This is a genomic window from Nocardia sp. NPDC058518 (genome assembly GCF_042719655.1).
GTDB lineage: Bacteria > Actinomycetota > Actinomycetes > Mycobacteriales > Mycobacteriaceae > Nocardia.
Genome location: NZ_JBHXNJ010000016.1, coordinates 14,573 through 40,648, shown reverse-complemented (window position 1 = coordinate 40,648; position 26,076 = coordinate 14,573). Strand labels below are relative to the sequence as shown.

The 26,076-nt window shown below is 66.4% G+C and carries 23 protein-coding genes and 1 tRNA gene; 15 read left to right on the top strand and 9 right to left on the bottom strand.

Translation table 11 applies throughout. The features are described 5' to 3' along the window. Window positions 1–14: 14 nt before the first annotated feature. Window positions 15–1,352: an MFS transporter gene (locus ACFWPX_RS24840; RefSeq protein ID WP_378929444.1), complete on the top strand. Its 1,338-nt coding sequence runs from the start codon at window positions 15–17 to the stop codon at window positions 1,350–1,352. 51 nt (window positions 1,353–1,403) lie between these two features. Here the strand turns inward: ACFWPX_RS24840 and ACFWPX_RS24835 are convergent, their stop codons facing one another. Beyond that, a complete protein-coding gene (locus ACFWPX_RS24835; protein ID WP_378918402.1) occupies window positions 1,404–2,051 on the bottom strand; it encodes a TetR family transcriptional regulator in 648 nt (215 codons plus the stop codon). A 155-nt stretch (window positions 2,052–2,206) separates the two neighbouring features. Between ACFWPX_RS24835 and ACFWPX_RS24830 the strand changes: the two genes are divergently transcribed. The 3 genes from ACFWPX_RS24830 to ACFWPX_RS24820 are packed head-to-tail and all read left to right on the top strand — an operon-like array spanning window position 2,207 to window position 4,798. Beyond that, complete coding sequence (locus ACFWPX_RS24830) at window positions 2,207–3,298, top strand: ferredoxin reductase (RefSeq protein WP_378929441.1); 1,092 nt, start codon at window positions 2,207–2,209, stop codon at window positions 3,296–3,298. Between the two features lie 34 nt (window positions 3,299–3,332). Further along, window positions 3,333–4,481 carry a fatty acid desaturase family protein gene (locus ACFWPX_RS24825; RefSeq protein ID WP_378929438.1) on the top strand — a complete coding sequence of 383 codons (1,149 nt, stop codon included), beginning with the start codon at window positions 3,333–3,335 and terminating at the stop codon, window positions 4,479–4,481. After that, window positions 4,481–4,798, top strand: coding sequence for a hypothetical protein (locus ACFWPX_RS24820; RefSeq protein WP_378929435.1), 318 nt, complete (start codon window positions 4,481–4,483; stop codon window positions 4,796–4,798). Before ACFWPX_RS24825 ends, ACFWPX_RS24820 begins: the two co-directional genes overlap by 1 nt. Window positions 4,799–4,802: 4 nt before the next feature. Here ACFWPX_RS24820 and ACFWPX_RS24815 read toward each other — a convergent pair whose 3' ends face one another. Then, window positions 4,803–5,333, bottom strand: a complete 531-nt coding sequence (locus ACFWPX_RS24815; RefSeq protein ID WP_378929432.1) for a DUF4254 domain-containing protein — start codon at window positions 5,331–5,333, stop codon at window positions 4,803–4,805. 334 nt (window positions 5,334–5,667) lie between these two features. On the opposite strand from ACFWPX_RS24815, the gene ACFWPX_RS24810 reads away from it, so the two are divergent. Beyond that, window positions 5,668–5,988: a hypothetical protein gene (locus tag ACFWPX_RS24810; RefSeq protein ID WP_378918280.1), complete on the top strand. Its 321-nt coding sequence runs from the start codon at window positions 5,668–5,670 to the stop codon at window positions 5,986–5,988. Between the two features lie 2 nt (window positions 5,989–5,990). Here the strand turns inward: ACFWPX_RS24810 and ACFWPX_RS24805 are convergent, their stop codons facing one another. The 4 genes from ACFWPX_RS24805 to ACFWPX_RS24790 form a co-directional block, all read right to left on the bottom strand. After that, the gene (locus tag ACFWPX_RS24805; RefSeq protein ID WP_378918278.1) at window positions 5,991–6,986 is read right to left on the bottom strand and encodes an ATP-binding cassette domain-containing protein; all 996 of its coding nucleotides are present in this window, start codon (window positions 6,984–6,986) and stop codon (window positions 5,991–5,993) included. Continuing rightward, entirely contained in the window at window positions 6,987–7,820 is an 834-nt protein-coding gene (locus ACFWPX_RS24800) for an ABC transporter permease (RefSeq protein WP_378918276.1), read from the bottom strand. Beyond that, window positions 7,813–8,601, bottom strand: a complete 789-nt coding sequence (locus ACFWPX_RS24795; protein ID WP_378918275.1) for an ABC transporter permease — start codon at window positions 8,599–8,601, stop codon at window positions 7,813–7,815. Before ACFWPX_RS24795 ends, ACFWPX_RS24800 begins: the two co-directional genes overlap by 8 nt. Before the next feature lie 350 nt (window positions 8,602–8,951). Continuing rightward, a complete protein-coding gene (locus ACFWPX_RS24790; protein WP_378929429.1) occupies window positions 8,952–9,476 on the bottom strand; it encodes an OmpA family protein in 525 nt (174 codons plus the stop codon). Between the two features lie 170 nt (window positions 9,477–9,646). Here ACFWPX_RS24790 and ACFWPX_RS24785 point away from each other — a divergent pair, with 170 nt between their 5' ends. Then, a complete protein-coding gene (locus ACFWPX_RS24785) occupies window positions 9,647–10,213 on the top strand; it encodes a nucleoside deaminase (protein WP_378918271.1) in 567 nt (188 codons plus the stop codon). A gap of 1 nt (window position 10,214) precedes the next feature. Continuing rightward, complete coding sequence (locus ACFWPX_RS24780) at window positions 10,215–11,186, top strand: antibiotic biosynthesis monooxygenase (RefSeq protein ID WP_378929426.1); 972 nt, start codon at window positions 10,215–10,217, stop codon at window positions 11,184–11,186. A gap of 311 nt (window positions 11,187–11,497) precedes the next feature. Here the strand turns inward: ACFWPX_RS24780 and ACFWPX_RS24775 are convergent, their stop codons facing one another. Next, complete coding sequence (locus ACFWPX_RS24775; protein ID WP_378929735.1) at window positions 11,498–12,397, bottom strand: pentapeptide repeat-containing protein; 900 nt, start codon at window positions 12,395–12,397, stop codon at window positions 11,498–11,500. A 636-nt stretch (window positions 12,398–13,033) separates the two neighbouring features. Here ACFWPX_RS24775 and ACFWPX_RS24770 point away from each other — a divergent pair. Next, the gene (locus ACFWPX_RS24770) at window positions 13,034–13,468 is read left to right on the top strand and encodes an HD domain-containing protein (protein ID WP_378929423.1); all 435 of its coding nucleotides are present in this window, start codon (window positions 13,034–13,036) and stop codon (window positions 13,466–13,468) included. A 78-nt stretch (window positions 13,469–13,546) separates the two neighbouring features. Here ACFWPX_RS24770 and ACFWPX_RS24765 read toward each other — a convergent pair whose 3' ends face one another. Together ACFWPX_RS24765 and ACFWPX_RS24760 are read right to left on the bottom strand one after the other, a co-directional pair. Continuing rightward, entirely contained in the window at window positions 13,547–13,783 is a 237-nt protein-coding gene (locus ACFWPX_RS24765; protein ID WP_378929420.1) for a hypothetical protein, read from the bottom strand. A gap of 99 nt (window positions 13,784–13,882) precedes the next feature. Beyond that, window positions 13,883–13,956: transfer RNA gene (locus tag ACFWPX_RS24760), tRNA-Arg, on the bottom strand. A gap of 137 nt (window positions 13,957–14,093) precedes the next feature. On the opposite strand from ACFWPX_RS24760, the gene ACFWPX_RS24755 reads away from it, so the two are divergent. From ACFWPX_RS24755 to ACFWPX_RS24725, 7 genes are all read left to right on the top strand, one after another. Then, window positions 14,094–16,142: a cytochrome c oxidase assembly protein gene (locus tag ACFWPX_RS24755; protein ID WP_378929417.1), complete on the top strand. Its 2,049-nt coding sequence runs from the start codon at window positions 14,094–14,096 to the stop codon at window positions 16,140–16,142. Continuing rightward, the gene (locus tag ACFWPX_RS24750) at window positions 16,139–17,116 is read left to right on the top strand and encodes a serine/threonine dehydratase (RefSeq protein ID WP_378918261.1); all 978 of its coding nucleotides are present in this window, start codon (window positions 16,139–16,141) and stop codon (window positions 17,114–17,116) included. Before ACFWPX_RS24755 ends, ACFWPX_RS24750 begins: the two co-directional genes overlap by 4 nt. A gap of 127 nt (window positions 17,117–17,243) precedes the next feature. After that, window positions 17,244–17,810 (top strand): single-stranded DNA-binding protein, encoded by a 567-nt coding sequence (locus ACFWPX_RS24745; protein WP_378918259.1) that lies wholly within the window; start codon window positions 17,244–17,246, stop codon window positions 17,808–17,810. 69 nt (window positions 17,811–17,879) lie between these two features. Then, a complete protein-coding gene (gene ettA, locus ACFWPX_RS24740) occupies window positions 17,880–19,556 on the top strand; it encodes an energy-dependent translational throttle protein EttA (protein ID WP_378929414.1) in 1,677 nt (558 codons plus the stop codon). Between the two features lie 233 nt (window positions 19,557–19,789). Beyond that, a complete protein-coding gene (locus ACFWPX_RS24735; RefSeq protein ID WP_378929411.1) occupies window positions 19,790–24,676 on the top strand; it encodes an NAD-glutamate dehydrogenase in 4,887 nt (1,628 codons plus the stop codon). Then, complete coding sequence (locus ACFWPX_RS24730) at window positions 24,673–25,143, top strand: acyl-CoA thioesterase (protein ID WP_378918253.1); 471 nt, start codon at window positions 24,673–24,675, stop codon at window positions 25,141–25,143. The genes ACFWPX_RS24735 and ACFWPX_RS24730 overlap by 4 nt, the downstream gene beginning before the upstream one ends. 4 nt (window positions 25,144–25,147) lie before the next feature. Next, complete coding sequence (locus ACFWPX_RS24725; RefSeq protein ID WP_378918251.1) at window positions 25,148–25,819, top strand: hypothetical protein; 672 nt, start codon at window positions 25,148–25,150, stop codon at window positions 25,817–25,819. The last annotated feature ends 257 nt before the right edge of the window (window positions 25,820–26,076 follow it).

Sequence of the window (26,076 nt, the reverse complement as noted above, 5' to 3'; positions counted from 1 at the left end):
TTACTCTTCGGCCTATGACCGAGGTGAACGCGGCCGAAACCGTTGGCGAGGCGGCTGGGCGCGGGCAGGTGCTGGCGTGGGGACTGTGGGACTGGGGGTCCTCGGCGTTCCAGGCCGTGACACTGACCTTCGTGTTCTCGGTGTATCTCACCGACAAGGTGGGAGACGATCTGCCGGGTTCGACACCGGCGAGTGCGTGGCTTGGTTGGGCGCTGGCGGGGGCGGGGCTGGTCGTCGCGCTCACGGCGCCGGTCTGCGGGCAGTACTTCGACGCGGTCGGCTCACGTAAACGGGCATTGGCGACCTTGACGGCGCTGACGGTCGGCGCGATGTCGCTGATGTTCTTCGTCCGCGACGACTACCACGATCTCTGGCTCGGCCTGGCGCTGCTCGCGTTCGCCTCGGCCACCTTCGAGCTCGCCGGTGTGCCCTACAACGCGATGATGCGGCAGGTGTCGACCCCGGCCACGGTCGGCCGGGTCTCCGGACTCGGGTGGGCGATGGGCTATTTCGGTGGCATCGTGCTGCTGCTGATCTGCTACGCGGGATTCCTCGCCGGTGACGGCGACACCCGCGGTCTGCTCGGGATGCCCACCGACCAGGGCCTCAATGTCCGGCTCGTCATCGTGCTCGCGGCGGTGTGGTTCACCGTGTTCGCGCTGCCGGTGCTGTTCGCGGTGCCGGAGATGCCGCGCACCGGCGCCGACCCCGGCGCGGCGAAGGTCGGCTTCCTCGGTTCCTACCGGGTGTTGTGGCGCGACGTGCGGGTGCTGTGGGGTCAGGATCGGCACACGGTCTATTTCCTGCTGGCCAGCGCGGTGTTCCGGGACGGTCTGGCGGGGGTGTTCACCTTCGGCGGCGTGCTCGCGGTGACGGTGTACGGGTTTGCCGACGCCGATGTGCTGCTGTTCGGGATCGCCGCGAATGTCGTCGCGGGGGCGGCCGCGGTGGTGGCCGGACGGTTCGACGACCGGATCGGGCCCAAGCGGGTGATCGTGGCGTCGCTGGCCGGGATGCTCGCCTGTGGTGTCGCGCTGCTGTTGGTGTCGGGCTCGGCGATGTTCTGGATCTTCGGGCTCGCGCTCACCGTGTTCGTCGGTCCCGCGCAGGCGTCGGCGCGTTCGTTCCTGGCGCGGCTCGCACCGCCGGGACGGGAAGGTCAGTTGTTCGGCCTGTACACCACGACCGGCCGAGCGGTCTCGTTCCTGGCACCTGCTCTGTTCGGTGTGTTCGTCTCTGTTTTCCACAGCGACCGTGCCGGAATCGCCGGACTTCTCGTCGTGCTGGCGGCAGGCCTGCTGGTACTGCTCCCGGTGCGCGCGCCGTCACGCACGGTGTCCGCCGATATGTGACGCCTCACCGCTGGGGCGCGGCCGAGTTGTGTGAACGCCCGTACTCTGAGTTCAGTCAGCGTTTTTGGGTACCCAGCCCGCGATACCCAAAGCGATCAGCCGCATCTGCATGACGGTGCGTTCCACGATCGCCGATTCCTCACGGGGGGTGGACGCGACGAAAGCGGCAATACCGTCGGTAACGGTGGTGACGAGCAGATCCGCGGCGATCTCCAGCTCGGTGGTGCTCCATGAATCCAGTGCACGCAGGCGGGACAGATCGGCGACGATCTCGCGCACGATCAGCTGCATCTCCATCGCGATCGCCTGACGCAGCGGGGCAGGCCCACCGTGACGCTCGCGAATGAGGAAACCGAACAGTGCGCGTTTGACGCGTACCTGCTCGAACACGAAGCGGACCGTATCCGCCAGATGGGCGTCCGGCTTGCGCCTGACCTCGCGCAACGCCAAGCGCAATGCGGTGACGCCCTCGTCGACGATCGTCGCGCCGAGGTCGTCGAGCGAGGCGAAGTGGCGGTAGAAGGCGGTGGGCACGATGCCGGCCGAACGGGCGATCTCACGCAGGCTCAATGCCGCGAATCCGCGCTCCGAGGCCAAGGTCAGGGTGCCGTCGAGGAGAGCCGCGCGGGTATGCGCTTTGCGCTCATTGCGGGTTCCTGCCTGCTCAGTCACATCGGTGAGCATACATCCGTTCACCATAGCGGCCTTCGTCATTATGTTGTCCGCCTCACATTATTGCCGGTTGACAGTGGCCCGGGGTCATCGGGCACACTGGTGAGTGTACAGACGTGCACTGAAATTCGGAGCGAACGTCGAAGGACTTCTCCGTACCGCGCAAAAAGGGGCAACACGACATGGTGGGACTGATCGATCTGGTGCAGACGTTGACAACGCCGCACCCGCTGGACCGGTACCTGGAGCTCGTCCGCCCCGGGCTCACGGCTCGGGAGCTGCGCGCCGAGGTCACTCATGTCTCGCACGCGGTGCCCGGCTCGGTGACGCTCACCCTGCGCGCCTCACGGCAGTGGCGCGGCCACGCCGCCGGTCAGTACGTGCAGATCGGTGTCTCGATCGACGGTGTGCGCCACACCCGCTGCTACTCGCCGATCGACCCGGAGAGCCGAGGCGAGCGCTACCTGCAGCTCACCGTCAAGGCCCACCCGGGCGGGCTGGTGTCGAACTACCTGCACGCCAATGCCAAGCCCGGCATGGTCGTCGACCTCGCACCCGCCTCCGGTGTGTTCCACCTACCCGAGCAGCGGCCCGACAAGGTGCTGCTGGTCAGCGGCGGCAGCGGCATCACGCCGGTACTGTCGATGCTGCGGACCCTCGACGCCGAGGGTTACACCGGGCAGGTCACTTTCCTGCACTACGCCCGTCAGCCCGAGATGGTGCCGCACCGGGCCGAAATGTCCTCGATCGCGCAGCGCCGCGCCAACTTCCGCATCGAGTACCGGTACCCGGTCGAGCCGGGCACCGTGATCGACGGTGAAACCTCCACCGGCAGTGGATTCTTCGACTACGACGAGCTCGAGCGGGTCGCACCCTGGTTCGCCGACGCGCAGACCTTCGTCTGCGGGCCGCCGCCGCTGATGCGGGCCGTGCAGACGATCTTCGCCGCCGAGGGCCTCGAAGATCGGGTGCTCAGTGAGGAATTCACGCTCACCACGATCCCGACCGATCCGTCCGAGGCCACCGGCACCATCACCTTCTCCGACAGCGACGTCGCCGCCGACAACACCGGAGCATCGTTGCTCGAGCAAGCCGAAGCCGCGGGCCTCACGCCGCTGCACGGCTGCCGGATGGGGATCTGCTTCACCTGCACCGCGACCAAGCTCTCCGGCTGCACTCGCGACCTCCGCACCGGTGAACTCAACGCCGATCCCGACAAGCAGATCCAGATCTGCATCAACGCTCCTGTCGGCGACGTCGACATCGCCCTCTAGATCACACCGACCAACCACAAGGGGAGATACAGCCATGACGATCCTCACCGAAGGCAAAGACGGCCCGGTCATCCTGAGCCCGGAGCAGGTCGAAGAACTCGGCGCCGCGCTCGACGCGATCCGTGCCCGCGTCGTCGACGACCTCGGCGAACGCGACCGCGACTACATCTACAACATCATCAAGACCCAGCGTGGCTTCGAGATCGCCGGCCGCGGTCTGATGTACCTGGGCTTCCTGCCGCCGTTCTGGCTGGCCGGTGTCGCCGCGCTCGGTGTGTCGAAGATCCTCGACAACATGGAGATCGGCCACAACGTCATGCACGGCCAGTACGACTGGATGCGTGAGCGCGGCATCAACTCCCGCGAATTCGACTGGGACACGGTCTGCCCCGCCGACCAGTGGAAGCACTCGCACAACTACATGCACCACACCTACACCAACATCGTCGACATGGACCGCGACATCGGTTACGGCATCCTGCGAATCGACCCCGCGCAGAAGTGGAACCCGTACTACCTGGGTAACCCGCTCTACGCGTTCCTGCTGATGACCTTCTTCGAGTGGGGCGTGATGCTCCACGACCTCGAGGCCGACAACATCATCAAGGGCAAGCGCAAGTGGTCCGACCTCAAGCCGCTGCTCAAGGGGCAGGGCAAGAAGGCGGGCAAGCAGGTCCTCAAGGACTACGTGATGTTCCCGGCGCTGACCGGTCCGCTGTTCCTGCACACACTGGCCGGCAATGCGGCGGCCAACTTGGTGCGCAATGTGTGGACCTACTCGATCATCTTCTGTGGTCACTTCCCGTCGGGTGTACAGACGTTCTCCAAGGACGAGACCGAGGTCGAGACCCGCGGTGAGTGGTACGTGCGTCAGATGCTCGGCTCGGCCAACATCAAGGGCTCGCGGCTGTTCCACATCATGTCGGGCAACCTGTCGCACCAGATCGAACACCACCTGTTCCCCGATATCCCGGCAAACCGGTACCCGGAGATCGCACCCGAGGTGAAGGCGCTGGCCGAGAAGTACGGCCTGCCCTACAACACCGGTCGTTTCTCCAAGCAGATCGGGTCGGTCTGGGCCAAGATCTTCCTGCTCTCGGTGCCCGATCGTTTCGTGAAGAGGGCGACCCAGCCCGGTGTTATCGTTATGCGTAATCGGAAGGCAACCGAAGTGGGCGTGTAATGGTCGGCAAATTCGAAAGCAATAAGGATCTGGTCCAGGAACTGACGTCATCCGGTGCCCAGCGGGTCGGCAAGATCGCCACCCTGATCACGGGAACCGTCGCCGAGGTTGCCCGGGAGATCGGTGAGTTCGTCACCGACGCGATCGAGATGAGAGAAGCCGCGGCTGCTGCTCGTCGCGATGCGGCACAGGACCGGGCCGAGGCCGAGTTCGCGAAGGAGCGGGTCGTCGAGACCGACACGGTCGACCTCGACGCTCCGGCCGACGGCGATCTCGGTGCGACGCCCTTGTTCGCCGAGCCGGGCGACAAGGCCTGAGGGTTCACCACACCGGCAACCGCCTGCGGTGTTCGGTGACATCGGTGATCAGATCCCGGTAGCCGTCGGTCAATTCGGCAAGACGACACCACTGCAGATGGGTGCGAGCCTCCCGCTGCCGTGGTGTCGTTGTCGTTTGCGCCGGTCCGGCCATGGCCTGCTGGGCGGCAATCCATTTCGCGGCCATCCGGTCGATCACCGCGCCGAGGGTCTCGGTGTGCAGCGAGGCGCCGTCGCGGTGTTCGACATGGGCGGCGACCCAGTCGTCGATGCGGGCGATCAGCGCGTTGCGGTCGTTGTCGATGTCGTCGACCAGGCGCCCGCATGCCGCGCCCGTGCTACTCGACGCGGCGGGGTCGCGTGCCTGCTCCAGGACTCGGCGCCGACGATCGTGGCAGCTCGCGAGCCCGCTGGCGGCGTCGAGAACCCGGTGTCGCATCGGGTCGGGGTGGTCGGTTTCCAGAAAAGCCCGCAACAGTGCCGAGGGAGTCGGCAGTTGCGCGGCATCCAGGCGATGGCCGTGATCGATCGGCATGGTGGTTGCCCCCCTGATAACGCATTCGTGCATGGATACGCCAGAGCCGAGGAGGATGTATGGGGGTGCACTCCCCGGCACCGGCGTAGCCCCGCCCGGACGTCGACAAATGTCCGCGACGCTGCGGGTGGAGAAGACGGCCCGGGGAAAATCGGGACCCTTTCAGGAAAGCGCGATCCGGCCGTGGCGCGCAATAGTATGGTGTACAAACCCGGCGGTCGGCGGAAATTGTTATCCACCATTACGGATGGGTCTCCCCATGAGCACTCCCCGGTAACCGTGGTGGCACATTTCTGGCAATCATTTCGGCGCCGAATGCACTAACCTCGATATTGTGCCCGCCTACGTGTCCTCCCCAGAGCTGACCTTCGGGTTCCTGTTCGCACTGGAATCCCCAGAGCGCATCGCCGATGTCGTGCGCGGCCTCATGGAACGTCGAGCGGTGTCGGTGTTCCGGCTCGCGCGCCTGTCCGACGACGACGGACCACCCGAGCGCTACGTCGTGAACTGGGCATCCATCCCGCAGATATCGATCACCACCGGAGCTCCCGACGACGAGGACCTGCGCGGGCAGCGGATCATGCTGGTCAACGCCTTCCTCGGGGAGGGCGGCGAGGTGAGCATGTACGCGGGGGCTCCGGACGGGTCGAGCTGAGTTCAGCGGGTCGACTCGTAGATCCGGCGGACCACGTCCTCGATATCGGGTTCCTCGATCGACAGATCGCGCACCTGCGCCCGGTCCGACACCGCCGCCAGTAAAGCCGCCGCGGTGGTCTTCTCGGCGTCGAACGCCAGGCGCTGGCGCATGCCGCCCGCCTCGCTGGACAGCAACTGCGCCCCGCACGGCAGATCGTCGAGATCCGGTGTGGGAGCGGCCAGGTCGACCACGAGTACCCGGCGCGCGCCGACGGTGGCCCCGAGCCCGGTCAGTGAACCGTCGTACACCAGCCTGCCGTAATCGACGACGAGCACCCGATCGCAGAGCCGTTCGATATCGCCCATATCGTGGGTGGTGAGCAGCAGCGTGGTGCCGCGCTCGATGCGTTCGGCGCGCAGGAACTCACGTAATCGCTGTTTGGACAGCACGTCGAGGCCGATCGTCGGCTCGTCCAGGATCACCAGCTCGGGCGAATGCAACAGTGCGGCCGCAACTTCCGCGCGCATGCGCTGACCGAGCGAGAGCTGGCGTACCGGGGTGTCGAGGGTATCGGCCATTTCCAGCTGCTCCACCAGTTCGTGTGTCCGCTTGTCGGCGATGTCGGGGTCGAGGCGATGGATCGCCGCCAGGATCGAAAACGATTCGTGCAGCGGCAGATCCCACCACAGTTGCGAACGCTGCCCGAACACGACGCCGATGCGCGAGGCGAGTTCCTTTCGCTGGCGCACCGGCTCCAGGCCGCAGGTGCGCACGGTGCCGGTGGTCGGCACGAGGATGCCGGTGAGCATCTTGATGGTCGTCGACTTGCCCGCGCCGTTGGCACCGATATAGCCGACCGCGGAGCCGCGTTCGATCCGGAAACTCATCCGGTCGACGGCGGTGATGGTGTCGCGATGTCGGCGCCAGCGGCTGCCGTTCTTGCGGTAGACGGTGAATTGCCGGGTGAGGTCATCGATGTCGATGATCGGTTCCTGGTTCTCGTGCTCGTCCAACATCTATCCCCCTCCTCCCTGGTAGTGCCTCGTACCGATCCGCCATGCCGCCGAAGCGAGCAGCCACACCCACGCCGCGGCCAGTGGCGTGAGCCACGCCGACCACGCGGGCAGCAGCGCCGGTCCCGGCAGTCCGAGTAGCGCGATGGTCGGCACGTACGCCGTGAACGCGACGGGAATCGCGAACCCGAACAACAGTTTCAGCGGTGTCGGGAACACCGAGGCCGGCTGCATCGCGGCGAACGAACCGCCGTAGGTGAAGCTGTTGGTGAGCTCGGCACCGTCGATCAGGAAGAACTGTAGTCCGGCCGCGCATACGAAAAGGCCACAGAACAGCGCGATTCCACTGATCAGGGTGATCACGATCAAGGTAACCGGGGCGATGCCCCAGTCGATATCGTTGCGCCACAGCCCGATCCCGAGCACGATCACCGCGACCGCGGCCCGCGCGAGTCTTCGTAACGAGATGTCACTGGTCACCAGCTGCAACAGCAACGGCTGTGGGCGAAGGTGATAGGCGTCGAGGGTGCCCATGCGGATCATCGACGGCAGCGAATCCAGATGCCCGACCGCGACCTGGGACAGCGCGAACGAGGTGTTGGACAACCCGAACAGCAGCAGTGCCGCGTCGACATCGAGACCGCCGAGTGTGCCGACATTGTGGAAGATCACCCACACCTCGCCGAACTCGACCAGGCCGATCAGGAAGGCGCTGAACACCTCGGTGGCGAACGAAAGGCGGTACACCTGCTGGGCTTTCACACGCGAACGCAATACTGCGAGATAGGGAGTGAACCAGGTCCCGGCCAGGATGCGCGCGGAATCCGGTTCAGCCACCCTGTACCTCCAGCCTGCGTTGTCCCGCTCGCAGCAACACCCTGCCGAGCAGTCCGATCACCAGCACCCAGAAGCCTTGTACCGCAACGATGATCAGGGCGTCCGACCCAGCGGCCCGCCCTGACAGCGTATCGATCGGGGCCTGCAGGATGGAGGGAAACGGCGTAGACATGGCGACGACACGCAGCCAGTCGGGGAACATGTGTACCGGGACGAAAAGGCCTGCGAGAAACGTTCCGACGATCTGGTACAGCACCCGGATACCACGGATCTCGACCACCCAGAACCCGATCAGCGCCACCGCGAACAGGCACAGAAACGACAACGCCACCGCGAGCAGCACACTGATCAGACCGAGTAGATAGGACACCGGTGAGCTCGGCATCGACAAGCCGAACGTGGCGGCGCCGATGGCGATGCTCGGTACTCCGCGCGGCAGGATCGTGCAGGCGGCGCGACCCATATCGGTGGCCAGGTAGCCGAGTTGCACGTCGATCGGGCGCAGGAAATCGATCGCCACGTCACCGGACTTGATCCGGTCGACGAGGTCGATCTGCGGTCCCATGAACTGGGTGGCGCCCAGCAGGGCCTGCGACAACCACACATAAGCGCCGATGGTTCCCTCGTCGTACCCGCCGAAATCACCGGCGGAACGCACCGCCGCGACCATCACGGCCGCACGAACGAACCCGAACACGCAGTTGGTGAACAGCCCGGCGAACATCGCCAGCTTGTATTGCGCCTGCCGCTTGAATCCCGCCCGCGCCAGCGTCCAATACACCCGGACAGCCCCAGGCTTGCGACGACGCCGCACCGCGAAAGCAAGCCCTCCATCCCCCGCCACATTGCCCCGCACAATCAGTCAACTCTAGGCCGATCGCCACGAATCAGGACGAGAACGGGCCGGATCGCTGGTGCTCGCCGCGCGCAGGGCTATCGGGACATGCTCAGTCCTTGGGGAAGCCCGTCGCGAACAAGATCGCGATGGCGACCGAGCTGACCACGGAGATGGCAAGGATGATCCACATGGGGCGAAAGATTACCCGGCTCCGTCCCCCATCCCGGCATCGCACCGCTGTGACCTGCATCGGCGCAGGTCACAGCGGTATGTGCGACGGTGCGGGCAACCCGCTATTCGTCGACCACCGTGATCGTGGCCTCGTCGGCATCGACCGCCTGGTCGGAGGGATTCGCGTCGGACTTCACCGTGATCCGCGACTTGTCGATGCCGTCGCCCTCCAGCGCGGCCGCGATGTTGTCACCGCGTGCCTCGGCCAGCGATTTGGCCGTGACGACATTCGAATCCTCGGCGTAGGTCGTGATCTGGATCTTCGTGTCGTTGCCCTGCAACGGGACCGCTACCGCTTTGAGGGTCGCGACGGCGCCCGCGCCGAGGTCGGAACTACCCGCGTCGAAGGTGATCGGTGCGGCGGCCAGGACCGTGTTGATCGCGTCCTGAACCGCTTGCTGCGCGGTGTCGCGCATGGTGCTCACCACCGAGGAGGCCGTCGCGGCGACACTGCTGCGTACGGCGTCGGTCTGGGTGGTCGAGGTGACTGCCGGGGCGGATGCGTCATCGTCGGAGCCACACGACGCGGTCATCAGCACAACCACCGCGATCGATGCGATCCCGCAGATGCTGGTTCTGAGTTTCATCGGATTCTCCTGGTCTGTGAATGATGCTCAGATTCACATACCGGCAGCGGGCGCGACTCACCCGAAAAGGGTGAGTCATCCGAATGGCGTGGCCACTCCGACGCTATTCCGCAGCGGTCGGGCCGGAGTAGATTCAATACATCCGACCCACACTGCGAGGTGCATTTCCGATGACACCGGATCAACTCATGGAAGAGGCATGCAGGCTGGCGAAAGAGTCTGTGGACAACGATTGGGGTGGACCGTTCGGCGCGGTCATCGCGAAGGACGGAGTGATCGTCGCGCGAGGGCAGAATCGAGTGCTACTCACTGGTGACGCCACCGCGCACGCCGAGATAGAGTCCATCCGCAAGGCGACCCAGGTCCTCAACGGTGAGGCTCCGAGCATTTCCAAAGAGCACCAGAACGAGGCGACGCTCGAATTGGTCCCGCGACCGGCGGGATCCGCCGACAAGGTCCCGGAGCGCGCGAAAATGTTGATGGGGATGGAGATATTCATCAGCGGCGCACCGTGTCCCATGTGTATGAGCGCAATCTATTGGGCGCGTCTCGACGCCGTGCATTTCGCGAGCGATCTGGCCGACACCAGCGAAATCGGCTTCGACGACGCGTATCAATACGAGGACTTCACGAGGCCGCTGCCCGAGCGGTCCGTGAAAATCGAACAGTTCCGCAGGGATCTGGGCGCCGAAGCGTACAAGACCTGGGCCGAAAAACCCGATAAGCACCCGTACTGACATGTCGGCTTCGAAAGCTGTGCCGCCGAGGCCCGCCCCGGCGACGGTGGTCGTCACCCAACAGCCTCTAGCCGGTCGCGAGGTCGAGTTTCGGCGGTGGCAGACGGAGGTGAACGACGCCGCGGCGACCTTCCCGGGATTCCTCGGCGCCGACGTGACACCACCGGGTGACGCTCGATCCGACTGGTCGGTCGTGTATCGGTTCGACGACATCGTCGACCTGAAGCGCTGGCTCGCCAGCGATACCCGAGACGAACTCCTCGCGAGAGGAAACGGGCTCTTCGAGCGGCCGGCGACGCAGCATGTGCTGGTCGACGAGCCGGACGACGAGGTAGTGACGGTCGTCGTTTCGCACCCCGTCGCGGCCGAACGTGAGACGGAATTCATCGCCTGGCAGGACCGCATGACCGAGGCCGAGCGGACATTTCGGGGCTTTCGCGGATCCGGGCTGCATCGGCCGATTCCCGGTGTGCAGAACGACTGGACGATCATCTATTCCTTCGCCTCGGCCGAGCATCTCGACCGGTGGCTCGAATCGCCCCAGCGCAAGGCGCTGCTCGCGGAAGCGCCGGACTTCAGGGACTTCGAGGTTCACCGAATCGCCAACCCCTACGGGTCGTGGTTTCCGCCGAGCGAAACCGGCGTGGAAGGCGGTCCCGCGTCGTGGAAGACGGCACTGTCGGTCCTGGTAGGGCTGTATCCGACGGTCGTGATCCTCACCGTGGCGATCGCCGAGATCTGGCCGGGCGCGCAGCTGTGGATCAGTTTGCTGGTCGGGAACATTCTGTCGGTCAGCCTGTTGACCTGGGTGGTGATGCCGGTCGTCACCCGCGCCCTGGGATTCTGGATGCGACCGCGCCCACACCGCGATCCCCGCACCGACATGGTCGGACTCGCCTGCTCGGTGGGCTTTCTGACGGTCGCCGCGGTGTTCTTCTACCTGGTGACGAGAGTGTTCTGGACGCTTCCGTGACGTCGGAGCGGATGCGAAAGTTCCTGGCCGGTCGAGCCTTGTGCTCGGAACCCGTGGTGGCCCTGACCTAACATTCGTACAGGTCAGGGCCGCTGTGCGCCCCGGCAGGAATCGAACCTGCGACCTAGGGATTAGAAGTTCCTGACCAGCGAACATTGTGCTGAGCTGGCCCTATGCAGGTCGCGGGCGAGCGAAATCATAAAATCCCTAGCTGGTGAATGGCGAGTTCGGAGTGGCGAAGCACACTCGAACCGCCCCAGAGCGGCTCACACCCGGTCGACACCGGCGCGGTTGCATACCGCCTGGCGAGGTCATGGTGCCGCCGTGACGGGCGGCCAGATCTGTGGTTCGACATTGCTCGGCTTCCTGCGGCCATCCTCGCCCCAATCGAATTCCGGCGGCGGCGGACCCCACTGCCGCGGCTCGATGAACGCGATGCGCCCCGAGCCGAAGTCAGCAGCCACGAAACTGGACTTACCCGCGAACATCACCTCGTTGAACCCGGCGTCGCCGGTGAACGTCGCCGTGTTGAACCCGGCGTCGCCGGTGAATGTCGCCTCGGTGAACCAGGCGCCGCCGGTGAACGTCGCCGTGTTGAACCAAGCGTCGCCGGTGAACCTCGCCTCGTTGAACCAGGCGCCGCCGGTGAACCTCACCTCGGTGAACCCGGCGTCGCCGGTGAATGTCGCCTCGGTGAACCAGGCGCCGCCGACGAACGTCGCCTCGTTGAACCAGGCGTCGCCGGTGAACGTCGCCTCGTTGAACCAGGCGTCGCCGGTGAAAGTCGCCTTGTCGAACCAGGCGTCGCCGGTGAACCGTGCCTTGTCGAACCAGGCGCCGCCGGTGAACCTCGCCTCGTCGAACCTAGCGTCACCAGCGAATGTGGCATGACTGAGGTCGACGTCTTCGAGGTGGGCGGTGCGGAAGTCGAAGTCGCTTGCCGACCAACTGTATTCGGCCTCCGGTCGCAGGCGATCGGCAATCACGCGCACGATGGTCTTGCGGACCTCGCTGTCGTTCTGCCGATACTCGACGTGTTCTTCGGTCTCTCCGCGAACCCGCCCATGCTCGATCCGGGGCTCTTTGACCACGAACTTGGTTCGTCCGCTGGTGCCGTGTACGGCGTCGTAGGGCAGGCGCAGATATCCGCAGAGCACATCGATGCACTGCTGACGGTGCAGGCCGTCGGCTTCGTCGGCGGCGCGAGCCATGGCGTATACCCCGGCAATTCGGACTGCGACATCGGTCGCGCCGAGCTGGGCGGCAGCGGCGCCGAACCGCTCAACGAACCGACCCTGCTCGGCATCACGCTGGCGCCGATAGGCGATCACCAACGCCACCACACCGCCGACTCCGGCGACGATCGCCAGCGCGACCTTGGCGATATCGATCGGCGCGGCCTTAGCCTGGTCGTCGGGCTGGGCGACCCCATGTACGACCTGGTAAGCCAAAAACGCGACGAGGACCCCGGCCCCGAGTGCGGAAACGACCGCCGGTAGCAACCCGAACCGCTTCGTGCGGCGCCTGATGGCCTTGTTGCTCTTTCCGATCCGCGCCTGCGCCGCGGTTGTCTTCCTGCGCAACCTTCCAGACATTGCTCGATTGTGGCCGAGATGCGCCCGAAGTGCCGGTATGCGGGGTCCAAGTGGCCGGAAAGTCTCGGTAAGCTCAGCTCTCGAGCCTCGGAAGTCGTAGGCCTGGCAGCCGGTTCCGTTCCTATCCCGGGCGGTATCGGCGGTCAGGCGGTCCGCAGGAAAGCCGGGAGATTCAGGAACCGTCGACCACGCCTTTCTGGGTTCTGAGTGCGAAAACACTGGGGGCTTGCCCCGGTCGATACCGTGGAGAGCATGACGGACGACCTCGTCGTCTGGGCTGAGGAAGTCGCCCGGACGTGCTTGCGTGACCTCCCGCGCCGACTTCAACACGTAGAGGGCGTGGCGCGGCGTGCGGCTACGGTCGCCGACGCGGTCGACGATCCGGAGCTGCTCGTCGCCGCGGCCTGGCTGCATGACATCGGGTACAGCGCTGAGCTGGTGACGACGGGATTCCACCCGGTCGATGGTGCCGAGTTCCTGCACGCTGAGGGTGCGCCGCACAGGCTGTGCGCCCTTGTCGCCAATCATTCGTGCGCGTGCGTTGAAGCCCGCCGCCGCGGGTATCGCGGCGGTCCTCGAACTCCGGCCCGTCGCATGCGGCAAGGAGGCGCCGCATGGCGTCGATGGGTGGCACCGGAACTTGCTTCTCTGGGATGGTCGGTGGATCCATCCGGTCGAACGGATTGACTTCGATCAGTTCCTCGCGGAACAGGTATTTGCAGAACTGCTGCAAGCTCCGGTACTGCCTGCCCGCGTACTCCGGTGTCAGGGCTTGCCGGTGCGCTGATTCGGGCGGACCAGCGTGTGCCCGATATACGCGCCGATCGCATCCTTCGTCAGCGAGTCCACGTTCGTGGGTCTGCCCTCTGCGGCAAGGTAGGCACGGAAGTACCCGACGTTGCGGCAGTAGGTGTCGATTGTGCCCTTGGACTTGTTCGTCTGTCGGAGCTCGCCGACGAAGTCCTCCAGCAGCTCCTCGAGGTCGTCGAAATCCTGGGTCATCTGCCCATTCTGAGCGCAATAATCCCTAGCTGGTGGAGCATTGTGCTCGATGGAGTGGGCGCCTCTGACCTACTATATTTGCAGGTCAGAGGCGTTTTGCGCCCCCGGCAGGAATCGAACCTGCGACCTAGGGATTAGAAGGCCCTTGCTCTATCCAACTGAGCTACGGAGGCAGTCGCATCCACCTTGGCCGAAGTCGGCCACGCTGTCCAGCTCGAAAAGTATAGCGACCGACCGGATCGTCGAGCGGGGGCTCGGGTGTGACGCCCCATCGGGTCGTGGCCGGGCACGTCGAACTACCCTCGTTGTCATGTCGTTATCGCAGGACCCCTCCGGTGGACCAGCCGTCGACGGCGGACCACCGGCGGAAACGGGTCCGGCGGCGTCGTTCGGTGTGCTCAGCGTCGTGGCCGGGTGTATCGCCGCCGTAGTCGCGGCCATTGTGGTCGGGTTGTCGGCGGCGCACGCGCTCAGTTTGCTCGGTATACCCGATCCGGGGGCGTTGACAACATATGGATTGCCGGCGCTGCGTGCGGTGGCCGATCTGGCCGCGGCGGTGACCGTCGGGTCCCTGTTGTTCGCGGCGTTTCTGCTGCCCCCGCGTGACGGCGGTCTGCTCGATGTCGGTGGGTACCGGGCGGTGCGGCGGGCCTCGGACGCCGCGCTGGTGTGGGCGGCGAGCGCGGCGCTGTTGGTGCCGTTGACGGTGTCGGATACGACCGGTCAGCCGGTGAGCGCCATTTGGCGACCCGAGGTGTTGTGGCCGGTGATCACGCAGGTCGAGGTGGCGGGCGCCTGGCGGACAACGGTGTTGTTCGCGCTGATCGTGGCGATCGGCTGCAGGTGCGCGCTGCGCTGGGGCTGGACGCCGGTCCTGCTGGTCGGCGCGTTGGTGACGATGATGCCGCTGGCGCTGACCGGGCATTCGTCCTCCGGCGGCTCCCATGACGTGGCGACGAACTCGCTGATCCTGCACATGGTGTCGGCCTCGGTCTGGGTGGGCGGGCTGGTCGCGGTGCTGGCGCACGCGATGCGGAGCGGCGCGAACACCGACATCGCCGCCCGGCGGTTCTCGGTGGCCGCGACCATCTCGATCGTGGTGATCGGCCTCAGCGGCGTGGTCAACGCCTGGGTGCGGGTGCCCGTGTCGGACCTCTTCACCACCACGTACGGCAGGCTCGTGCTCGCGAAAGCCGCCGCGCTGCTGGTGCTCGGCGCCATCGGCTACCTGCAGCGACGGGCCTCGCTGCCCGCGCTGGCCGCCGACCCGCGCGACCGCGGTGCGCTCATCCGCTTCGCCGGCGTGGAGATGCTGATCTTCGCGGCGACCATCGGGCTGGCCGTCGGCCTCGGCCGCACGCCGCCACCGCCGCCGACCGCGGTGCCGACGCCGGTCGAAGTGGAACTGGGCTACAACCTCGCCGGGCCGCCCACGGTGAGCCGCCTGCTGTTCGACTGGCGCTTCGACCTGATCTTCGGAACTCTGGCGATCGTGCTCGCCGCGCTCTACCTGCTCGGTGTCCACCGGCTGCGCAAGCGTGGCGATGCCTGGCCGATCGGGCGCACCATCGCCTGGTGCAGTGGCTGCCTGGTGCTGTTGCTTGCCACGTCGTCGGGGGTCGGGCGCTACGCACCGGCGATGTTCAGCGTGCACATGGGCGCACACATGGCGTTGTCGATGCTGGGACCGATCCTGCTCGCCCTCGGTGGTGCGGTGACCTTGGCATTGCGCGCGCTCCCGCCGGCAGGGCGCGGCGGTGTGCCGGGCCCGCGCGAGTGGATTCTGGCGGCCGTGCACAACCCGGTCTCGCGGTTTCTCACCCAGCCCGTGGTGGCGTCGCTGATCTTCGTCGCCGGGTTCTACGCGCTGTATCTGGGCGGCATCTTCGACACCTATGTCGACTCGCACGCCGCCCACCTGATGATGAACACGCACTTCCTGCTCAGCGGCTACCTGTTCTACTGGGTGGTGATCGGTATCGATCCCAAGCCGCGCGAGGTGGCGCCGCTGACCAAGCTCGCGATGGTGTTCGGCACGCTGCCGTTCCACGCGTTCTTCGGCATCGCGCTGATGAGCATGACGACCGTGCTCGGTGACTGGTTCTATCGCACCCTCGACCTCGGCTGGCGCATCGACCTGCTCGCCGATCAGCGCAACGGCGGCAGTTTCGCGTGGGCCAGCGGTGAGGTACCGCTGGTAGTGGTGATGCTCGCCCTGCTGATCCAGTGGTCGCGCAGCGACACCAAGCTGGCCAAACGCACCGACCGGGCCGCCGAGCGCGACAACGATGCCGACCTGACCGCCTACAACGCGATGTACGCCGAACTGGCGCGCCGTGACGGCGAGGTACGCCGGTGAGCGGATTCGGTGTGCCGTCGAGCGATTCGACCGAGCGAGCCGGACCGGAGCGGGTGCTGCGCACCGATGTGCGGGCGGCGCGGCGACGGCTGGCCGGGCGGGTGCGCAAGACACCGGTGTTCCACACGAGTGTGGACGGGCCGGACGGGCCGGTGCCGGTATCACTGAAAATGGAATTCCTGCAGCACGGCGGCACATTCACGGTGCGTGGTGCCCTCAATGCCCTGTTGACCACCGACAGCGGTGCCGACCATGTGGTTGTCGCCTCGGCGGGCAACGCGGGCATCGCGGTCGCGTTGGCCGCCGCGCAGCTGGGCAAGGAATGCACGATCGTCGTGCCGGAATCAGCGCCGCACACCAAGGTGGCCGCGATGTGGGCGCACGGTGCCGAAGTGCTGTGGCACGGAACGAGTTACGCCGAGGCGCAACGCCGGGCCGCCACCCTGGCCGCCGAGCGCGGGGCCGACCATCTGCACGTCTACGACATGCCTGCCGTGGTGGCGGGCGCGGGTGTCATCGGGCTCGAGCTGGAAGAACAGGTGCGCGGCAGGCCACCGGTGCTCGCCGCGGTCGGTGGTGGTGGGCTGATCGCGGGCCTCGGCGCGGCGCTGGGCAAGCGCAGGGAGATCGTCGGTATCGAATCCGAGCACATCCCGGTGCTCTCGGCGGCGCTCGCGGCGGGCATGCCGGTCGACATCGACGCGCCGTCGCGCGCCACCGAGCTGCTGTGCGCGACCCGGGTGGGCGACATCGCCTTCGATATCGCCCAGCGGCACCAGATGCCCGCGCTGGCGGTCGCCGACGACGCGGTCGCGGCAGCCCGCGAATACCTCTGGCGTGAGTTCCGCGTGGTGGTCGAACTCGAAGGTGCCGCCGCGCTGGCCGCCGTGCAGAGCGGCGTGTACAAGCCCGAGCCCGGCGTACGCCCGATTGTGGTCCTGTGCGGCGCGAACACCGAGCTTCCCGTGCTCTGACACGGCAGATATCCACAACCGCCCGATTCATCCACAGATTCACCCGGCGCCTCCCACGCCTCCGTTCGCCACGTCATTCTTGGGTGGTCAGAGCAACAACGGTGGATTCGAGCGGGGGGCGAGCACGATGTACGAGGCACACGCGGCGGTGGTCGGGACCGTCATCACCCATCCGGTACGGCGCGATCTCAGCAACGGCGAGCAGATGCTGACGTTCCGGATGGCGAGTAATTCGCGCCGATTCGACGCCAAGACGGGGGAGTGGACCGACAACGGCACGTTGTATCTCACGATCAGTTGCTGGCGCAGGCTGGTCGCGGGCGTGGATCGATCGTTGCACCGTGGCGATCCGGTTATCGCCTACGGACAACTGCGCTCGCACGAGTACCGCGGCAAGGACGGCACCGAGCGGCGGGATCTGGAGATGCGCGCGGTCGCGGTCGGGCCGGATCTGGCGCGATGCCACGCGAGCGTTGTTCGCCGGTCCGAGGGCATGCGGTCGCTGCCGCATGCGGCGGTGCGGAATATTTCCGACGCCCGCGGCGCTGCGCTACCGGAGGCCGACGACGCTGCCACCGGGTATGCATCGACCGAAGCTGTTGCCGTAGCCTGTACGACCGTGGCGGATCCTCTCGCCGCGCGATCGCCGGACGTGGTGTCGAGCACCAACGGTGCCGAGCAGGTCGACGCATGAGGGTCGTTTCCGCGGCACTCGACCCTTCCGCATCCCGTCCCCGTTTCTCCCACCGATAGGCTTCCGCGTATGGCTGAGTTCATTTATCAGATGATCAAGGTTCGCAAAGCGCACGGCGACAAAGTCATCCTCGACGACGTGTACTTGAACTTCCTTCCCGGCGCCAAGATCGGTGTGGTGGGTCCCAACGGCGCGGGTAAATCCAGCGTGCTGAAGATCATGGCGGGACTGGACCGGCCGAACAACGGTGAGGCGTTCCTCGGCGCGGGCGCCACGGTCGGCATCCTCATGCAGGAACCGGACCTGAACGAGGAAAAGACCGTCCGCGGCAACGTGGAGGAGGGCCTCGGCGAGGTCAAGGTCAAGCTGGATCGGTTCAACGAGATCGCTGAACTGATGGCCACCGACTACTCCGATGAGCTCATGGACGAAATGGGCAAGCTGCAGGAGTTCCTCGACCACGCCGATGCCTGGGATGTCGACTCCCAGCTCGAGCAGGCCATGGACGCGCTGCGCTGCCCGCCGCCGGACGAGCCGGTCACCAACCTCTCCGGTGGTGAGCGTCGCCGCGTCGCGCTGTGCAAGCTGCTGCTGAGCAAGCCAGACCTGCTGCTGCTCGACGAACCGACCAACCACCTCGACGCCGAGAGCGTGCTCTGGCTCGAGAAGCACCTCGCCGACTACCCGGGCGCCGTGCTGGCCGTCACCCACGACCGGTACTTCCTCGACAATGTCGCCGAGTGGATCCTCGAGCTCGACCGTGGCCGCGCCATCGGTTACGAGGGCAACTACTCCACCTACCTGGAGAAGAAGGCGCAGCGACTCGAGGTCCAGGGCAAGAAGGACCAGAAGCTGCAGAAGCGCCTCAAGGACGAACTGGCCTGGGTGCGGTCCGGCGCCAAGGCCCGCCAGGCCAAGAACAAGGCTCGACTGGGTCGCTACGAGGAGATGGCGGCCGAGGCCGAGCAGCACCGCAAGTTGGACTTCGAGGAGATTCAGATCCCCGCGGGTCCGCGACTGGGTGACATCGTGGTCAACGTGTCGCACCTGGACAAGGGCTTCGGCGATCGTCAGCTCATCAAGGATCTGTCGTTCACGCTGCCGCGCAACGGCATTGTCGGCGTCATCGGCCCCAACGGTGTCGGTAAGACCACGCTGTTCAAGACCATCGTCGGTCTCGAATCGCCCGACAGCGGTGAGGTGAAGGTCGGCGAGACGGTCAAGCTGAGCTATGTCGACCAGAACCGCGGAGGCATCGACCCGAAGAAGAACGTCTGGCAGGTCGTCTCCGAAGGCCTGGACTTCATCCAGGTCGGCAACCAGGAGATGCCCTCGCGCGCCTACGTCAGCGCGTTCGGCTTCAAGGGACCGGATCAGCAGAAGCCGGCCGGTGTGCTCTCCGGTGGTGAGCGCAACCGCCTGAACTTGGCGTTGACCCTCAAGGAGGGCGGCAACCTGATCCTGCTCGACGAACCGACCAACGACCTCGACGTCGAAACCCTCGGTTCGCTCGAGAACGCGCTCGACCAGTTCCCCGGCTGCGCCGTCGTGATCTCCCACGACCGGTGGTTCCTCGATCGCACCTGCACCCACATCCTGGCGTGGGAGGGCGACAACGACAACGACGCCAAGTGGTACTGGTTCGAGGGCAACTTCGAAGCGTACGAGGCGAACAAGATCGAGCGTCTCGGCGCCGAAGCCGCTCGCCCGCACCGTGTTACGCACCGCAAGCTGACGCGCGACTGATACGCGCGGCCCGCACGACGGCCCGGTGGAACGATCTGTGAACGGTCGCTCTGCCGGGCCGTCGGCATTGGGTCGATCGGTGCCCCCTGGCGTTCACCCAGCATTCCGCAAGTTACCGGCGCGGCAAGCCCGAATTCCCTCAGCGTGTTCGAGTACCCGGAGCTAGTCTCGAAAACGCGTCACCTGAGTTGCGAAATCGAAGCGAACCACAATCCATGGGAGTGGGCTAAACGATGACGGTCTCGTCGGAAATCTCGAGCGCGGCGTGGGCCGCGGGAATGCCGCAGAGCTTGCGCGGCGATCTCGCGACTCTCGAGGAGGCGTATTTCCGACACGTCGATGCCGGTGACGTGGACTTCCCGATCCCCGGTATCACCCAGATCTTCCGCCACCACATGGAATTGGCCACTGTTCGCCGCCCCGGCAAGGCCACAGTGCGGGTGCACCATCCCGACGACGGGACCGGGATGGGCGCGGCGGTGCAGGTCGTCACCGACGACATGCCGCTGCTGGTGGAGTCGGTCACCGCCGCACTGGGCCGGATGCAGGTGAGTGTCTCCGAGGTGATCCATCCGATCTTCGAAGTCACCCGCGACGAGAACGGACACCTCATCGGCGCCGCGCCGCACGAGGTGGACGGCCACGGCGCGACCGGGCTGGCCGAATCGTGGATGCACCTGCAGTTGCACCCATCGACGAGCCGGGCGCAGCTCGACCATATCGAACGCACCATGCCCGAGGTGATCGACGACGTCCGCCAGGTGATCGACGACACCGAGGCCATGGCCGCGGTGCAGAGCTCGCTCGCCGATGAGCTCGACCGCGCCGCCGCCGCGGGCTCCACGCCGTTCCCCGGCGTCGATGTGGCCGATTGCGCCCAGCTGCTGCGCTGGCTCGCCGCGGGAAACTTCACCCTGCTCGGTTATGCCCGCTACCGGCGCGGCGTCGAAGGCGGCCACACGGTGTCCACGGCGGTGCCCGGCGCCAGCCTTGGCGTACTCCGCCCCGATGTCGGTACCGACTTCCAGGTGCCCATCAACGGTGAGGACCGCCCACTGCTGCTGCTCACCCAGGGCTTGGTGCGCGCGACCGTGCACCGCTCGGTGTACCCGTACTTCGTCGGTGTCGCCGATGTCGACGAGGCGGGCACGGAGGTGGGGGTGCACCTGTTCATCGGGGTGTTCACCGTGAGCGCGGTGCACGAGAACGTCCTCGACATCCCGGTGATCAACCGCCGGGTGCGCACCGCGATCGAGGGTGCGGGGTTCGACAAGGACTCCTTCTCCGGGCAGGCGATGCTGGAGGTGATCGAGTCCTTCCCGCGCACCGAACTGTTCTCCGCCGACACCGAGACCATGCGCCGCACCGCCGTCGCGGTGCTCGGCGTCGGATTGCGCAGGCAGGTCCGGCTCTTCCTGCGCTGCGACGACTACGGCCGCTTCGTGGCCTGCATGGTGTATCTGCCGCGCGATCGCTACACCACCGCGGTGCGCTTGGAGATGCAGGAGATCCTGGTCGCCGAACTCGGCGGCGTGGATATCGACTATTCGGCGCGGGTGAGCGAAAGCGAGCTCGCCAGTGTGTATTTCACGGTGATGCTGCCCGGCGAGGCCACCGGCGAAGCGGCCCCCGACACCTCCGAGGAAAACCGGCTGCGCCTGCAGAGCCTGCTCAACGCCGCCAGCCACACCTGGGACGACCGGATCGGTGACGCGGTCGCCTCCTCCACGGTGCTCGATCCCGCTGTGGTGAAACGGTATTCGGACGCGCTGCCCGAGAGCTACAAGGAGGACTTCACCCCCGCTCGCGCGCTGGCCGACATCGTGCGCCTCGAGCAGCTCACCGAGGGCGGTATCGACCAGTACCTGTACCGCAGGCCCGAAGCGGAGCCCGGTTCGTGGCGGTTCAGCCTCTACATCGCCGGTTCCGGTGTGTCGCTGAGCCAGGTGCTTCCCGTACTGCAGAGCCTGGGCGTCGAGGTGGTCGACGAACGGCCCTACCAGCTCGAACACGAGGGCGGCACCGAGCGCTGGATCTACGATTTCGGCCTGCAGGCCCGTCCCGAACTGCTTCGCAACGCGCTCGGCGGCGACATCGACGCCGCGCTACTCGAAGCGCCTGGCGACATCGACGCGTTGCGTACCCGATTCACCGATGCCTTCGAAGCCGTCTGGTACGACCGCGCCGAAGCCGACGGCCTCAACGAACTCGTGCTGCGTGCGGGCCTGCCGTGGCGGTCGGTCGCGATCCTGCGTGCGTACGCGAAGTACTTGCAGCAGGCGGGATTCCCGTACTCCCAGGTCAATATCGCGCGTGTGCTGCTGGCTCATCCCGAGGTCGCGCGCGATTTCGTCGACCTGTTCGCCGCCCGATTCGATCCGGCCACCGTCTCCGCCGAGGCCGCCGTCGAGCTCGAGGCCCGGGTGCGGGCCGGGATCGACGAGGTGGTCAGCATGGATGCCGACCGCATCCTGCGCGCCATGCTGGGCCTGATCAAGGCCACGCTGCGAACCAACAACTACGTCCTCGACGCCGACGGCCGCCCGCGCGACTACCTGGCACTGAAGGTGGAGCCGCGCGAGATCGCCGAATTGCCCAAGCCACGACCGCAATTCGAGATCTTCGTGTACTCGCCGCGGGTGGAAGGCGTGCACCTGCGGTTCGGCTCGGTAGCGCGCGGCGGTCTGCGCTGGTCGGACCGGCTCGAAGACTTCCGCACCGAGATCCTGGGGCTGGTCAAGGCACAGGCGGTGAAGAACGCGGTGATCGTGCCGGTCGGCGCCAAGGGTGGTTTCGTGGTGAAGCGTCCGCCCGCTCCGGTCGGTGACGCGGCCGTCGACCGCCAGGCGAGTATCGCCGAGGGCGTCGCCTGCTACCGCACCTTCATCTCCGGGTTGCTCGACGTCACCGACAATGTCGACCTGGCCACCGGCGCGGTGCTGCCGCCCGATCGGGTCGTGCGCCGCGATGGCGACGACACCTACCTGGTGGTCGCCGCCGACAAGGGCACCGCCAGCTTCTCCGATATCGCCAACGATGTGGCCATGCGCTACGGCTTCTGGCTCGGCGACGCCTTCGCCTCCGGTGGCTCGGCGGGCTACGACCACAAGGCGATGGGCATCACCGCCAAGGGCGCGTGGGAAGCGGTCAAACGCCACTTCCGTGAGATGGACATCGACACCCAGAGCCACGAATTCACCGTTGTCGGCGTCGGCGACATGAGCGGTGACGTATTCGGCAACGGCATGCTGCTCTCGCCCCACATCCGGCTGGTCGCCGCGTTCGACCACCGGCACATCTTCCTCGACCCGAACCCCGACGCCGCGAGTTCGTTCGCCGAACGTGAGCGGTTGTTCGCGCTGCCGCGATCCTCGTGGGCCGACTACGACCGGAGCCTGATCAGCGAGGGCGGCGGCGTGTTCGAGCGGACCGTGAAGTCGGTGCCGATCTCGCCCCAGGCACGGGCAGCGCTCGGCCTGCCCGACGCGGTGCAGACGCTCTCACCGCCGGAGCTGGTGCGCGCGATCCTGCTCGCGCCGGTGCAATTGCTGTGGAACGGCGGCATCGGCACCTATGTGAAGGCCAGCACCGAATCCAATGCCGAGGTGGGCGACAAGTCCAACGACGCGGTGCGCGTCGACGGAAATCAGTTGCGGGTCAAGGTGATCGGTGAGGGCGGCAACCTGGGCGCCACCGCGCTCGGCCGGATCGAGTTCTGCCGCAACGGCGGCAAGATGAACACCGATGCCCTGGACAACTCGGCGGGCGTCGACTGCTCCGACCACGAGGTCAATATCAAGGTCCTGCTCGACGGTGTGGTCAGCGCCGGTGGCCTCGCCTCCGCCGACCGCAATCCGCTGCTGGCCTCGATGACCGATGAGGTCGCCCGAATGGTGTTGCAGGACAACGTCGATCAGAACGCGTTGATCGGCATCGCCCGCACCGACGCGCCCCGGATGCTCAACGTGCACGGCCGCGTCATCGCCGATCTCGAACAGCGACGCGGCCTCGATCGGGAGCTCGAAGCGCTGCCGTCGACAGCCGAACTGGTTCGCCGCGGCGAGGAGGGCGCCGGCCTCGCCTCGCCCGAACTGGCCAACCTGCTCGCCCACGTGAAGCTCGGGCTCAAGGCCGACCTGCTCGATACCGACCTGCCCGACAGCACCCATTTCGCGAGCAAGCTGCCGCTGTACTTCCCGACCCCGCTGCGGGAACAGTTCGGCGCGGCGATCAAGAAGCACCGGCTGCGCCGCGAGATCATCACCACGATGATCGTCAACGAGGTCGTCGACTACGGCGGCATCACCTACGCCCATCGGCTAAACGAAGAGGTCGGCGCCACCACCTCCGACTCGGTGCGCGCGTTCGCGGCGGCCACCGAGATCTTCCAGCTGCACGACGTGTGGTCGCGCATCCGCAGTGCCGACGCTCCGACCGGGGTCTGTGACCTGCTGGAACTGGAATCCAAGCGAACGCTGGATCGTGCGTCGCGCTGGCTGCTGACGAACCGGCCGCAGCCGATCGCGGTCGGTGCCGAGATCAACCGCTATCACCGCCGGGTGCAGGAGCTGGCGCCGCAGGTGCCGGGCTGGTTGCGCGGGCACCACGTCGACTCGCTCACCCAGGGCGCGGCCGAGCTGATCGCCCGCGGCGCGCCGACCGACCTGGCCACCGAGGTGTTCGGGCTGCTCGGGCTGTTCCCGCTGCTCGACATCGTCGATATCGCCGATATCACCGATCGCGACGGTGCCGAGGTGGGCGCCCTGTACTACGCGCTCAACGAGCACCTCAAGATCGACTGGCTGCTCGAGGCGGTGAGCCACCTCGAACGCGGCGACCGCTGGCACGCGTTGGCGCGGCTCGCCCTGCGCGACGACATGTACGGTTCGTTGCGCTCGCTCACCCTCGATGTGCTGTCCGGGGGTGACCCGGAGGAAACCTCCGACGAGAAAATTGCATACTGGGAGTCGAAGAACCAGTCCCGGCTGGGCCGTGCGCGCGCGGCACTGTCGGAATTGTTCGAGTCCGGGACCCACGACCTCGCCACACTGTCGGTTGCCGCGCGACAGGTGCGGAGCATGGTGAGCGGGGTGGGCGCCCAATCGGAGGTACCACGGTGACGAGTTCGCCGAACGGCAACACCGCCACGCCCGCACCGGAGCTGGTGTTGCCGCAGCGTTTTCACGCGAAGGTCGAGATCCGCTGGTCGGATATGGACGTGTTCCAGCACGTCAACCACGCTCGGATGGTGACACTGCTGGAAGAGGCGCGCATTCCGTGGCTGTTCGACGACGACAAGCCGACGGCTTCGATGGGGCGGCAGGGTTGTGTGCTGGTCGACCTGCATGTGAAGTACCGCGGGCAGTTGCGTCACGAGGACACCCCGCTCGACATCGCCATGTGGGTCAAGCAATTGCGGGCGGTCGATTTCACCATCGGCTACGAGGTGCGTGCCAGCGGCGCGGCCCCCGATTCGCCGCCCGCGGTCATCGCGACCACCCAGCTCGCCGCGTTCGACATCGACACCCAGCGGCTGCGCAGGCTCAGCGAGTCCGAACGCGACTACCTGGCGCTGTGGCGGGCCTGATTTCGTGAGCTCCGAACAGCGGGTGCTCCACACGCCCGACCCGGCCGAACGCGAGAACCTGGCCACCTTCCTCACCCGCGCCATCCGCCTCGACCCAGCCGCTGTCGTCCGGTTGCGGCGGCGGGGATCCAGCCTCGTGTCAGCTTGGGTGGCAACGGGTTTCGAGACACTCGCGGTGCGCACGATCACCGCTGAACTCGGCGTCGACGATGTCACCGTCGGTGCGGACGCGGTCCTCGCGGGTCTGAGTACCGGCCACCCGATCGACCTCGGCTACTCGATGGACTCCGCCTGGCGTGGCGCCCTCCCGCCGACCGACGGCTTCACGCACGTCGACGACGTCCCCGCGCGCACCCTGGTCGAACTGGCCGAACGCGGCGCGGATGTGGCCCGCGAACACGGCGGTCCCAAAGGGCCGCCCGCTTCCCTCCTCGACCAGTCGGTGCTCACGGTCACGGGCCCCGGCGATATCGAGGTCCAGGTACCGATGCGTGTCGTCTTCGCCCTCACCGCGATGGATTTCATCCCGCATGCGGGGGAGAAGACCGAGTCACGTCGGATCCAGCCTTCGGAACTGGTTCGTGTGCGGGCTACCCGGACGTGGTTGCGGTTGGATGCTCGGTACGGATCGGTGGCTCGTCGACTGGGTGGTGGAATTTCGTTGTCGCCCAGTTGAGTTGGGTGTATCTGGTCTCAGCTCTGGTAGTCCCAGGCAGGTTTGGCTGTGTTTATCGGCGCGCTGGCGCGCGCGTGTCCGCGGCCCTGAGGGGCCGCCGGTTAGCGCTCGAGACTAGAGCCTTCGGCTCAGCGCTTTCGAGCGCTAACCGGCGACCCGGCCGCGGACCGGCCACGTAGTGGCCGTGCCGCCCAAAAGGGGGGGGGTGGGGGGGTGGGGTGGGGGGGGGAGGGGGGCCGGGGGTGTAGGGGGTTGTT